Source organism: Barnesiella sp. ET7 (genome assembly GCF_024733785.1).
GTDB lineage: Bacteria > Bacteroidota > Bacteroidia > Bacteroidales > Barnesiellaceae > Barnesiella > Barnesiella merdigallinarum.
Genome location: NZ_JANRHM010000010.1, coordinates 75,904 through 88,412, shown reverse-complemented (window position 1 = coordinate 88,412; position 12,509 = coordinate 75,904). Strand labels below are relative to the sequence as shown.

Sequence of the window (12,509 nt, the reverse complement as noted above, 5' to 3'; positions counted from 1 at the left end):
AACCGACCCTCTAATTTTGCATTGGAAATCAAAAAAAAGAGAATCCATGCAAAGAAAAATCCTATGGCTCACGACAGCCTTGCTGCTCCCCCTGTCGGCAGCGGCGCAAAACAATAAAACATCAGATGCCGCAGCAGAGGCGGCTCCGCTTCCAGACTCAAAGAGAGAACAATTGAAAGCCGAACTGAAAACCGAAATTCTGGAAGAGCTACGCCAAGAGTCGAAAACCTCAAGGGGAACCTCAAACACGACACCTGCCGAGCCCCCGAAACCCCGCCTCACCATAGGGGGATATGGCGAAGCGGTAGCCTCGCGCAACTTTTTCAGCGACGACTACAAGAAATATCAAGACGCTCATCTGCATAAAGGCGAAAGCCACGGGCGGTTCGACCTGCCTCATGTCGTCATCTTCCTCGGATATGACTTCGGCCGGGGCTGGAGTATGGGTAGCGAAATCGAGTTTGAACATGGCGGAACCGAAAGCGCCGTTGAAATCGAAGAGGAGGAAGCCGGCGAATACGAGTCGGAAATCGAACGTGGCGGCGAAGTCGCCCTCGAACAGTTCTGGATTCAAAAAAGTTTCTCGCCCGCTCTCAACCTGCGCATGGGGCACATCATCGTACCGGTAGGCGCGACCAACATGCACCACATGCCCACCGAGTTCTTCGGAGTCTACCGACCCGAGGGTGAAAACACGATCCTACCTTGCACATGGCACGAGACCGGCATCAGCCTATGGGGTATGTTAGGCCGTCAATGGCGCTACGAAGTGATGTTCTTACCGGGTCTCGACTCCGACCGCTTCAACAGCAAAGGGTGGATACACGACGGAGCCGGCAGCCCCTATGAGTTCAAGATAGGAAACGCCTATGCCGGCGCTTTCCGCATCGACAATTTCTCGGTACCGGGATTGCGCCTGAGCGTGAGCGGATACGGCGGCAACAGCTTTTCCAATACGCTCTACCCACAAACCAACAGCCGCTACAAGGGGGTGAAGGGGACGGTACTCGTCGGGGCCTTCGACTTTGCCTACGACGCCCACCACTGGATTGTGCGGGGTAACTTCGACTACGGCCACCTCTCCGACGCCGATATGATTACCGCCTTCAACGGCAGCATGCCGGCCTCGTCGGTATCGGCCAAACAGGCCGTCGCCTCCGACGCCATAGCCACCGGCATCGAGGCGGGCTACAACTTTTTCTCGCTCTCGCCCACCCTGCAGGCCCGGGGACAGAAGTTCTACCTCTTCGGCCGCTACGAATACTACGACTCGATGTTCAAGACCCCGGCCCGCGTGCAGCACTACAAATGGTGCGGACGCCAACGGCTGGCCGCCGGCATCAACTACTGCCCCCTGAAGTCGATTGTCATCAAGGCCGAGTACAGCATCGGGCTGCTCAATGCCAACTCCTACACCTATACCGACTCCAGCGGTGCCACCTGCATCGGCCACTACAACAACGAGCCCGCCGTGTCGATAGGCATCGCCTACTCGGGGGTATTCACGCGATAATCAAACCGTATTGTTTCAATCATAAAACCATTTATTACAATGAAAAGAGTTTTCAGAAATTCGTTACAACTATTTGCTTTGTCGGCCCTGCTGCTCGGCGGTGTGTCCTGCACGGAAGAAGAGAAAGATTTCTCTTGGGAAGAACAACGCGAAACCGAATTGCAGGCGGCGGCTACCGCTTTTGTCGAAAAGACCGTAATCCCCACCTACTCCTCGCTGGCCGATGCCAGCCTCGAACTGGCCGACCTCTGCGCCCAAATCGAAACCTCGGCTCTGGCCAACGCCTCGACCGACATCGCTGCCTCGGGCTCATTAAGCACCGCGACAAAAACGATAGTCGAACAGGCTTGTGCCAAATGGTATGAAGCCCGCAAACAGTGGGAGTTGAGCGAAGCCTTCCTCTACGGGGCCGCCGGCGACTACAACATCGACCCCCATATCGACTCGTGGCCGCTCAATGCGACCGACCTGCAAGCCCTGCTCGACGACCCCGTGCGCATGGGCATGATGGACGCCGAGTATGCCGCCGGATTGGGCTACGGCCTGCTGGGATTCCATGCGATTGAATACATGCTCTTCGACCACCAGATCGATGCCTCTTCGACCACAGGCAAGGCACGCTCCGGAGCTTTCAGCCGCAAGGAAGAACTGGTCTACCTCACAGCCGTGGCAGGCGACCTGGCCAACCAATGCGTGCGGCTCGAAGCTTCATGGAAAGGACTGGCCAACGTATCGAGCCAAAAACAAACCTTGCTGACCGAAGCCGAACTCGAACCGACCTTCAACTACGGCGAAAGCATGAAAAACGCCGGTAAAGGCGGCAGTAAATACAAGAGCTATCTCGAAGCCGCCCAAGAAATTATTCAAGGCTGCTCGGACATCGCCGACGAGGTGGGTAACCAAAAAATAGGACGCCCCAACGAAGCAGCCGCCGGAGCTTCGGAAGACCTCAGCTACATCGAATCGCCCTATGCCAAAAACTCAAAAGTCGATTTCTACGACAATATCGTCAGCATCAAGAACGCCTATCTGGGCATGAACGTGGGCGACCCGTCGGTGAGCAACTACCTGGCCAGCATCAACCCCACGGCCGACACAGCCGTACGCAATGCCATCGAGGCGGCATTGAACGCCATCGATGCAGCTCCAGCCCCCTTTGTCAACTACGCCGGCTCGCACAACGAGCTGTGGAAAAAGGCCACGACGGCTTGCAACGACTTGAAAAAGGCTCTCGACGAAGCACAATCGGCCATAGGACAATAATCATATAATTCCAAAAGCTATGAAATCTTATCCCTTTTTACTGGCTTTTGCAACGGCGGCGCTGTGCGTCGCCGGTTGCACAGATGACAACCCCGACGACACACCCCGTCCCGTTACACCGCAGTTGTCGGAAGAGTATTACACGGGCGGCCAGCTGGGTACCGCCTTCAACACCACCTCATCGGCCTTCGAACAACCGTCGGCAGCCGTCGAGAACGCCGGCATGAGCACCTCGTTCAAAAACGGCGAAGCCCTGTTTGAAAAGATTTTCACCCCGGCCGACGACGGGTCGGTTCGAGGCGGGTTAGGCCCCCTCTATATCCGCACTTCCTGCATGCACTGTCACCCGGGCTATGGCCACGGTAAACGGCAAGAAGGCTCTTTCAACGCTACCGAGATAGGCAACGGCTATCTGCTGGTCATCTACGACGATAACGACAACTATATCGCTTCGCTCACGGGCATGCCGCAGCTATTTGCCGTAGAGCCTTTCAAGGCGCCGATAAATCCGGATAAAATCAAGATTACCTGGAAATCGTACACCGACAGCTGGAACAACACCTTCCCCGACGGTACCACCTACGAACTCATCTATCCCGAGGTGGCCATTCCCGCCGACGCCTATTATGTAGACCTCATCACTACCGACGGCCGTACCCTGTCGCCCGACCAGGTAAATATCCGGCTCGAATCCACCATCGGTATCTACGGGACAGGGCTGCTCGACGCCATCGACGACGACGATTTGAAAGCCGAATATGCCAAACAGGAAAACGACAACTACTTCGAATTGAATCCCAAAATTTTCCAAAACGGCGAATGGGTGAGCCAATACAGCAACACCAAACCCAGCGATGGCGGTACGGGCGAGAAACACCCCTTCCGCTTCACCTACGCCCTTAGCCGGGGTCCCTTGCAAGACGCAGCCGGTGCTAACGCTATTTGGAACATCACCAACGTGACCCGCTCGAACCGTCGCTATCACTACATGACAACGGCATACGCCGAAAAGGCTTCGAAAGATCCCGAGGTACAAGCCCGGTTCTATGACTATTTTCCCGACCGGAAAACCGACGCCGGCGTCGAACAGGACATCTACAACTACCTGATGGCGACCGACCTCCCGGTAGAGATGAGCGACGAGTATTACACCGACTTGATGATATGGCACCGTGGATTGGCCGTGCCGGCTGCCCGCAACCTCGACGATCCTACCATACAACGGGGCAAACAACTCTTCACCGAAATGGGGTGCAGCTATTGTCACCGTCCCACTTGGACGACCGGCGACGACCATTACACCGACCCCAGCGGATTTTTCAACTACGGCAACGAGTTGCCCCGCTATCCTCATCAGAAAATATGGCCTTACTCCGACTTGGTACAACACCGGCTCCACATGCAGAACGACATACGCACCGGCTGGTGCCGCACCACGCCCCTGTGGGGTAGAGGCCTGCACCAGAAATGTACCGGTTCGTTCGAGAGCGACAGGCTGCACGATTGCCGCGCGCGCAATGTGATCGAAGCGATCATGTGGCACGGAGCGCCCGAAAGCGACGCCCGCCAATCGGTCGAGAAATTCCGGACATTGAGCAAAGAAGATCGTGATGCCGTGGTCAAATTCATCGACGCGATTTAACCGTCTGTGTGCTATAACATCACAAAACCTACGAAATGCCGGCGTACCGCACGTCGGCATTTCGAGGTATAAAGAAACCCTATCCCAAGAACGATGAAACTTCTCAAACGTATTACATTCGTCCTGCTGGCCGCCATACTGTGTGTACTCACCGCGGCGACGATCATCGAAAAAGAGTTTGGCTCACCATTTGTCTCGCGCCATATCTACCAATCTCCCACATTCGTAGCCCTCTGGTTAACCTTTGCCCTCTCTGCGGCGATCTACCTCCTCCGCCGCCGTCGGGCATTGCGACCCGCCTCATGTCTGCTGCACATCGCCCTCCTCATCATTCTATGCGGAGCTTTCGTCACCTACCTGACCGGCCGGCAAGGCTCCCTGCACCTGCGATTAGGCGACAAACCCACCTCGGTATATCTCGACAACGAGGGGCGGGAAGAACAGTTGCCATTTGCTGTCGCCCTTGAAGAATTTCATATTGAATACTATCCGGGTACCCGGGCGCCCCTCGACTTTGTGAGCCGCATCGTCATCGCCGACGGTGAGCAGACCCGCAGCGAAACCGTTGCCATGAACCGCATCGCCCGCTATCGGGGGTACCGCTTCTACCAGTCGTCCTACGACACCGACGGGGCGGGTTCGCGCCTCTCGCTATCTTACGACCCGTGGGGCATCGGCATCACCTACACAGGCTATCTATTGCTGTTTTTGGCAATGGCCGCTCATCTCATCGATCGAATGGGAACTTTCCGCCGACTGCTACATAATTGCGCCCTGCGGGGAATCGGCCTCGGTACCGTAATCCTGCTTGCCTCCTTATTCCCGGCACAAGCCACCGAAACGGCTCCCCCCACCCTTCCCCGGGAACAATCATCACAACTGGGAGAGCTCTGTGTATATTACAACCAACGCATTTGCCCACTCTCCACACTGGCTCGCGACTTCACCACAAAGCTCTATGGAAAAAGCCGTTACCGTGGACTCACACCTGAGCAAGTTCTGGCGGGCTGGCTGTTCTATTACGACGAATGGAAACAAGAGCCCATGATCAAGATAAAAAGTCACGAAGCTCGGCGACTGTTGGGAATAGAAGGCCGATATGCCCGACTCACCGACTTCAACCGGGCACTGAGAGACTACACCGGAAATAGCGACAACCGGGGTGTGAACGAAGCCAACGAAAAGTTCAACCTCGTGGCGATGCTTTGTACCGGCTCCATGTTGCAAATTTTCCCCTATCGGTTGAACGACACCCTACACTGGGCTTCTCAGGTCGATATACTCCCCCGTGAATTGCCTTACGAGCAAGGCGTATTTATCAGACAATCGATGAACTATGTAAACGAACTGGTCGCCAAACGCGACTACACCGCACTATCGCAGGTCTTCACCAAAATAAGCCGGTACCAGCAAAAGTGCTGTGGCGAAGATTTCCCTTCGGCGACCCGGCTGCAAGCCGAGCGACTCTATAACCGCATGAACTATTCGCTGGCTCTGGCCATACTCCTCATCATCACCGGGACGGCAGCCTTTGTCTACATATGCCGTCGTATCACCCGGGGAACCCCGGGCTCGACTCTTGTGCGACGGCTATTGCCGGCAGGGATTGCTCTCGGTTTTATCTACCTCACAATCATACTGCTCCTGCGAGGCTACATCGCCGAGCACTGGCCTCTCTCCAACGGATTCGAAACCATGCAGTTCATGGCATGGTGCGCCTTGGGTATCACGATGCTGTGTTACCGTCGGTTCATACTGATCCTACCAGCCGGCTACCTCGTCGGCGGGCTGGCCATGATGGTCTCGATGATGGGCGAATCCAATCCCCAGATTACTCCGCTCATGCCGGTACTCACCTCGCCGTTGCTCTCAATACATGTTGTCCTCGTCATGGCCGCCTACACCCTGTTGGCCTTCGTCATGTTCAATGGCATAGCCGGCCTCCTACTATACCGGCGACACCCCCGGCAGTCCGAGCAATTGCAAGTCGTGGGGCGCATACTGCTCTATCCCGCTATATTCGCTTTGGCCGCCGGAATCTTTGTGGGAGCCATTTGGGCCAATATCTCGTGGGGGCGATATTGGGGGTGGGACCCCAAAGAGGTATGGGCGCTTATCACATGGCTCGTCTACGCTTTGGCTCTACACACAGAATCGCTGCCCCTGTTTAGAAAGCCCCTCTTTTTCCACGGCTTTTGTGTGGCAGCCTTCTGTTGCGTACTCATCACTTATTTCGGAGTTAATTTCCTACTGGGAGGCATGCACAGCTACGCCTGACACTCCCCCCCTCTCATACCCCACAAAAAGCAACGGCCGAGGAGCAAATCGCTCTTCGGCCGTTGTCTGTATGGAATAAGATTTTCGTTCGATCAGATACCCAGCATGCTGAGGTCGGCAAAGTAACCGTAAACACAGCTGGCAATACCCAGCAGCACGATGCCGGCTACACAAACCACGAGGCTCACACGCGATGCGTTGTCGCTGCGGAAGGCAGGAATCACGCACTCGTTCTCGGTGTTGATGAACATGGCCTTTACTACCAGCAGATAGTAGTAGAGCGAGATGATCGTATTCAACAAGGCGATGAGCACCAGGATATAGAAGCCCGAGTGAATGGCCGAAGCAAAGATGAAGAACTTGCTGAAGAATCCGGCAAAGGGAGGAATACCGGCCAGCGAGAACATGGCCAGCATCATGATTACACTCAGTTTGGGGTTGGTCTTGTACAAGCCGTTGTAGTCGTCCATGCTCAGCTTGCCGCTGTTACGCTCGATCGACGAGATAACACCAAAGGCAGCCAGGTTGGAGAAGATGTATACCAGCACGTAGTAAACCAAAGCCGTCATACCTTGAGCCGAACCCGAGATAATACCCAGCATGATGTAACCGGCTTGCGAGATAGACGAGAAGGCCAGGAATCGTTTCAGGTTCTTCTGACGGATGGCAAACAGGTTACCGATGGTAATCGTCAGCACAATCAAGGCCCACAGGATGCCCTGCCAGATAGCCGGGTCGAGGAAGAAGACCTTGTAGAGAACCAGCAACAGGGCAAAGGCAGCCGCACCCTTCGAGATAACCGACAGATAAGAGGTTACCTGCGTGGGAGCACCTTCGTAAACGTCGGCCGTCCACAAGTGGAAGGGAACCAGCGAAAGTTTGAATCCCATACCGGCCAGCACGAATACAATCGTGGCGATGAGCAGCGGCGTGCGGTTGGCCGAGATGGCTACGGCAATATCGCCGAAGTAGAGCGAACCCGAAACTCCGTAGAGGAACGAGAGGCCCAGCAGGAAGAGAGCCGACGAAAAGACAGCCGTAAAGAGGTATTTGGCACCGGCCTCATACGACTCGCTGTCTTTCTTGGTAATGGCGATGAGTGCAGCCATAGGCAGCGAAGCGGTCTCGAGCCCGATAAAGAAGAGCAGGAAGTGACCGGCCGAAACCATCAGGTACATACCGAAGAGGGTTATCAGCAACAATTCATAGAACTCGCCCCGACGCACTTTCACATCGGGATTCTCGCTCCACGATACCGACTGCAGCAACACGATGAAGGTACCTATATTGAGCACGGTCTTTACCATCGAGGCCATGGGCGAAGTTTGATACATGCCGCCAAAAGCCGAGGTCGTCTCGACCGGTATGATGTTCCAGATCGTATGCAAGGCAAACAAGACACACGCTGTAATCGATAATCCTTTGAGGGTTTTCTTCCCGCCAAAGGTGTCTGCGAAAAATATCAGCAAGAATACAATCAGCAGCGATATTTCCGAGCGCATAACTAAAAACTGTGAATAATCCATATACTATATGATTAAAGAGCTTGAGACAACAAATTAGTAATAGGTTCTACACCTTCACGAATGAGGTCGGAAATCCAGTGCGGGAAGCTACCGATGGCAACCACACACACGATGAGTGTGATGACCGAGAGGCGTTCCCACCATTCGGCATCCTTCAACTCGCGATGATGCTCGTTTTGTACGGCACCATAGAGCAGTTTTCCAACCACGCGCAAAATATAAACCGCAGTAATCACAATCGAAGTACAAGCTACGATAGTCAGTACCCGATGGAACGTATCGGTATGCTCGAACGAGCCGACGAAGATGGTCATCTCGGCCACGAAACCGCTCAAGCCCGGAAGACCCAGCGAAGCCAAACCGGCAATCACGTAACCTACCGAGAGGAAAGGCATGATTTGCATCAAGCCGCCCATCTCGCGAATGTCACGCGTGTGGGTACGACCGTAAATCATACCGATGAGGGCAAAGAAGAGGGCCGTCATCAAACCGTGCGAGAGCATCTGCATCACGGCACCGGTCATGGCCGTCGTGTTGAGCATGAGGATGGCAAACAGTACCAGACCGCAGTGGCTTACCGAAGAGTAGGCGTTGATGTATTTCAAGTCGGTTTGAACGCAAGCGCTGAAGGCACCGTAAACCACGCTGATACCGGTCAAAATCAAGAATATCCAAGCCAGTTCGTTAGCAGCCTGAGGCATCAGGTAGATAGCTACGCGGAAGCAGCCGTAACCTCCCAGCTTCATCAGCACACCGGCGTGCAACATCGACACGGCCGTAGGCGCCGAAGCGTGACCGTCGGGCGACCAGGTGTGGAACGGGAACATGGCGCCCAGCACACCGAATCCCACGAAAGTCATCGGGAAGAGGAAGTATTGCCAATTCATGGGGATATTGCCGTGCTCGGCGATTTCTACCACGTTCATCGAGTGGAGACCCGACTGGTAGTAGATACCCAGAATACCAATCATCAACAAGGCCGAACCACCCATCAGCATCAGGGTCAGCTTCATGGCCGAATAGTTTTTGCGACCGCTACCCCAAACGCCAATCAACAGGTACATGGGGATAAGAGCCACCTCGTAGAACATGAACATCGTGAAGAGGTCGACCGAGATAAAGAATCCGAATACACCGGTCGACAGCAGCATGAACCACAAGAAGAACTCCTTGGGCAGCGGGTTGATCTTCCACGAAGCGAAGACTCCGGCAAAGACAATAATAGACGAGAGCAGCAACATGGCCACCGATACACCGTCTACGCCCACGGCATAGTGGATATTGAGCGGCGCATACCACATGCGGCTGTCGGTGAACAACATCGTCGCTGTATTTCCAGCAGCGCGTTCGGCCAGAAACTCAACGAGAGTATATACGGACAACGCCAACAATAAGGTTGAACCAATAACCGCTACCGTTCGTATCTGTTTCATATCTCTTGAGATCCAGAGACCCAGCATCATCAAGAGAGGGATAAGCACAAATAATGATAGAAAATTCATATGTTTCTTTAATTTTTTATCGTTCAACCATCAGTTAAAAGCACATGGCCAATACGGCAATCAGCAATGCACCCATAATGAATACCCATACATACCACTGGATGTAACCCGACTGCAACTTGCGGATTCCGTAGGAAACACCGTTGGTCACGGTAGCCAACATATTCATCGTACCGTCGACGATGTGACGGTCGAACCAGGCAATGGGTCGGCAGATATGCTGGAAGATTACCTTGTGGGTAACCCACATGTAGAGTTCGTCCATATAGAAGCGGTGATAAGCGGCCGTGTGCAGAGCACGGAACTTGTCGGCCAGAGCTTTGGGTTTGGAGTTCTCCGAGAAGTACATCCAGGTAGCCAGCGCAATAGCGGCAACGGCCACGATGATGCTCGTCGTAGCTACCGACCAGTCGAGGTGAATGTGATAAGCCTCGCCGTTTACCGATACAAATTCGCCGAAGGGAATGAAACCGGCCACGCAGGTAACCAGAGCCAGGAATACCAACGGCAGATACATGGTGGCAGGAGCCTCGTGCGGTGTGTGGTGACCGTAGTCGGGTTTGCTCCACCAGAAGATGCGGTAGTACAACCGGAACATGTAGAAGGCGGTGAGACCGGCCACAGCCGTCATCCAAACGCCCCAAAGGGTGCTCTTTTCAAAAGCGGCCGTGAGGATTTCGTCCTTACTGAAGAAGCCCGAGAAGGGAGGAATACCGGCGATAGCCAAGCAGGCAATGAGGAAGGTGATGTGAGTCACCGGCATATACTTGTGCAAGTTACCCATGGCCGACATCTCGTTGGAGTGAACGGCGTGGATAATACAACCGGCACCGAGGAAGAGCAGAGCCTTGAACATGGCGTGCGTGAAGAGGTGGAACATAGAGGCCATGTAGCCGAGACCGGCGTGCAGGTCACTATCGAATGCCACACCCAGAGCCACCATCATAAAGGCGATTTGCGAGATGGTCGAGAAGGCAAGTACACGTTTGATGTCGGTTTGTACACAGGCAACGACAGCCGCATAGAGAGCCGTGATGGCACCCACCCAGGTAATGAGGTCGAGCACCTCGGGCACGGCGCAATACATGGGGAAGAGCCGGGCTACCAGATAAACACCGGCTACCACCATGGTGGCGGCGTGGATCAGGGCCGATACGGGAGTAGGACCCTCCATGGCATCGGGCAACCAAATGTGCAACGGGAACATGGCCGACTTACCGGCACCACCCATGAAGATGAGTGCCATGGCCCAGGCGGCTACCGAGCAACCCATGAAGGTCATGCCGGCCGTCTCGGTTACCAGCGACGTGGGATTCGACATCAGCGTCTGGAAGTCGAACGTCTGGGTAAAGAACGAGAGGATAAGGATACCGATCAGGAAGCCCAAGTCGGCAAAACGGGTCACGATAAAGGCCTTTTTCGAAGCCGATACCGCAGCCGGTTTCGTATAGTAGAATCCGATAAGCAGGTAAGACGAAACACCCACCAGCTCCCAGAAGATATACATCTGGAAAATGTTGGTAGCTACCACCAGACCCAGCATCGAGAAGCTGAAGAGCGACAGGAAAGCGTAGTAACGCTGGAAGCCCTTCTCGCCGTGCATGTAGCCCATACTGTAGATATGAACCATGAGCGAGACTGTCGTAATCACAACCAGCATCATCACCGAAATAGGATCGAGCAAGATACCCAGATCGATATGCAGGTGCTCGGTAAAGCGCAACCACTCAAAATTGACCGGCTGCAAGGTTTCAAAAACGCCTTCGGCATTGCGCGGCATAGTAAAATAGTTGAACGCTACCACATAGGCCAGCACGGCCGTTACGGTCAGCCCGAGGGTTCCCAGAATACCGGCTACACGCTCGCTCAACTTATGCCCCACAAGTCCCAGAAAGAGGAACATGCAAAGCGGAAGTAAAAGTATTATCACTGAATATTCCATATCGATCAATATTTCATTTTATCAAGGTTATGCACGTCAACATTCCGGATGTGGCGGAAGATGTTGATAATGATCGCAATGGCAAGCGCTGTCTCGGCAGCGGCAATACCTATTGCAAAGAGGGTGAAAAAGAATCCCTCCAATGCCTCGGGAAAAAGGTAACGGTTGAACACCACAAAGTTGATGTCGGCCGCATTGAGCATCAATTCGAGCGAAATGAGCATCGCCAGCATATTCTTACGCGTAACGAACCCGTAAACCCCGGCAAAAAACATGATGGTACTTACCACCAAATAGGCAATCATTGGTATTTCCATAGTTCTTATCTTTTACGGGCAATCATAATGCCACCGATGATACAAGCCAATAACAACACACTGAGCGCTTCGAAGGGCAACAGGTACTGGAACTTGTCCATTCCCATGAGAGCATGTCCTATCACCTTCATGTCCACCTCGCCGGTGATGACACTGGTGAGCGGTTTGGTGAAGAACGGATAGGTGAGCAGCGTATAGCCGCACACGATTGCACCGAATATCGAAGCTATGAGCCCGACCACGCGTTTCTTCGGGGTAAGCAACTGCGCCTTGTCGCCGGGATGACTCGTCAACAAGATCGAGAAGACAAACAGCACTACAATACCACCGGCATAGACGGCTAACTGTACTGCTCCCAAGAAGGTGAAGTCAAGCTGAAAGTAAATACCGGCTGTCGCAAACAGAACGAACAGGAGGTACGTGGCTGCCCGCAAAATGCGTCGCGTGGTGACTGTCAAGATCGAGCACACCACGATGACCAATGCCAGCAAGCCAAAAATAACTTGATTTGCTATTTGTTCCATAAT

9 protein-coding genes are annotated in these 12,509 nt (G+C 53.9%); 4 read left to right on the top strand and 5 right to left on the bottom strand.

Annotated features, from left to right (window positions below):
* Positions 1 to 46: 46 nt before the first annotated feature.
* From NW211_RS08230 to ccsA, 4 genes are all read left to right on the top strand, one after another.
* The gene (locus tag NW211_RS08230) at positions 47 to 1,513 is read left to right on the top strand and encodes an autotransporter outer membrane beta-barrel domain-containing protein (protein ID WP_258327524.1); all 1,467 of its coding nucleotides are present in this window, start codon (positions 47 to 49) and stop codon (positions 1,511 to 1,513) included.
* A 39-nt stretch (positions 1,514 to 1,552) separates the two neighbouring features.
* The gene (locus NW211_RS08225) at positions 1,553 to 2,776 is read left to right on the top strand and encodes an imelysin family protein (protein ID WP_258327523.1); all 1,224 of its coding nucleotides are present in this window, start codon (positions 1,553 to 1,555) and stop codon (positions 2,774 to 2,776) included.
* Positions 2,777 to 2,795: 19 nt separating this feature from the next.
* Complete coding sequence (locus NW211_RS08220) at positions 2,796 to 4,418, top strand: di-heme oxidoredictase family protein (protein ID WP_258327522.1); 1,623 nt, start codon at positions 2,796 to 2,798, stop codon at positions 4,416 to 4,418.
* A 93-nt stretch (positions 4,419 to 4,511) separates the two neighbouring features.
* Positions 4,512 to 6,695: a cytochrome c biogenesis protein CcsA gene (ccsA, locus tag NW211_RS14140; RefSeq protein ID WP_309249704.1), complete on the top strand. Its 2,184-nt coding sequence runs from the start codon at positions 4,512 to 4,514 to the stop codon at positions 6,693 to 6,695.
* Positions 6,696 to 6,787: 92 nt separating this feature from the next.
* On the opposite strand, the gene NW211_RS08205 is transcribed toward ccsA, so the two are convergent.
* Genes NW211_RS08205 through NW211_RS08185 form a run of 5 tightly spaced genes read right to left on the bottom strand, consistent with a single transcriptional unit; the run spans position 6,788 to position 12,506 of the window.
* Positions 6,788 to 8,221: an NADH-quinone oxidoreductase subunit N gene (locus NW211_RS08205; RefSeq protein WP_087408859.1), complete on the bottom strand. Its 1,434-nt coding sequence runs from the start codon at positions 8,219 to 8,221 to the stop codon at positions 6,788 to 6,790.
* An 11-nt stretch (positions 8,222 to 8,232) separates the two neighbouring features.
* The gene (locus NW211_RS08200; RefSeq protein WP_087408860.1) at positions 8,233 to 9,723 is read right to left on the bottom strand and encodes a NuoM family protein; all 1,491 of its coding nucleotides are present in this window, start codon (positions 9,721 to 9,723) and stop codon (positions 8,233 to 8,235) included.
* Between the two features lie 34 nt (positions 9,724 to 9,757).
* Positions 9,758 to 11,665: an NADH-quinone oxidoreductase subunit L gene (gene nuoL, locus NW211_RS08195; protein ID WP_087408947.1), complete on the bottom strand. Its 1,908-nt coding sequence runs from the start codon at positions 11,663 to 11,665 to the stop codon at positions 9,758 to 9,760.
* Positions 11,666 to 11,670: 5 nt separating this feature from the next.
* The gene (gene nuoK, locus NW211_RS08190) at positions 11,671 to 11,982 is read right to left on the bottom strand and encodes an NADH-quinone oxidoreductase subunit NuoK (RefSeq protein WP_241147835.1); all 312 of its coding nucleotides are present in this window, start codon (positions 11,980 to 11,982) and stop codon (positions 11,671 to 11,673) included.
* Between the two features lie 5 nt (positions 11,983 to 11,987).
* Positions 11,988 to 12,506, bottom strand: a complete 519-nt coding sequence (locus NW211_RS08185; RefSeq protein WP_258327521.1) for an NADH-quinone oxidoreductase subunit J — start codon at positions 12,504 to 12,506, stop codon at positions 11,988 to 11,990.
* Positions 12,507 to 12,509 lie beyond the last annotated feature (3 nt).

What these genes read in the sequence shown, in the direction of transcription:
- NW211_RS08185 (WP_258327521.1), bottom strand. Translation starts at nt 12,506, where the DNA reads ATGGAACAAATAGCAAATCAAGTTATTTTTGGCTTGCTGGCATTGGTC.
- nuoL (WP_087408947.1), bottom strand. Translation starts at nt 11,665, where the DNA reads ATGGAATATTCAGTGATAATACTTTTACTTCCGCTTTGCATGTTCCTC.
- NW211_RS08205 (WP_087408859.1), bottom strand. Translation starts at nt 8,221, where the DNA reads ATGGATTATTCACAGTTTTTAGTTATGCGCTCGGAAATATCGCTGCTG.
- NW211_RS08220 (WP_258327522.1), top strand. Translation starts at nt 2,796, where the DNA reads ATGAAATCTTATCCCTTTTTACTGGCTTTTGCAACGGCGGCGCTGTGC.
- NW211_RS08200 (WP_087408860.1), bottom strand. Translation starts at nt 9,723, where the DNA reads ATGAATTTTCTATCATTATTTGTGCTTATCCCTCTCTTGATGATGCTG.
- NW211_RS08230 (WP_258327524.1), top strand. Translation starts at nt 47, where the DNA reads ATGCAAAGAAAAATCCTATGGCTCACGACAGCCTTGCTGCTCCCCCTG.
- NW211_RS08225 (WP_258327523.1), top strand. Translation starts at nt 1,553, where the DNA reads ATGAAAAGAGTTTTCAGAAATTCGTTACAACTATTTGCTTTGTCGGCC.
- ccsA (WP_309249704.1), top strand. Translation starts at nt 4,512, where the DNA reads ATGAAACTTCTCAAACGTATTACATTCGTCCTGCTGGCCGCCATACTG.
- nuoK (WP_241147835.1), bottom strand. Translation starts at nt 11,982, where the DNA reads ATGGAAATACCAATGATTGCCTATTTGGTGGTAAGTACCATCATGTTT.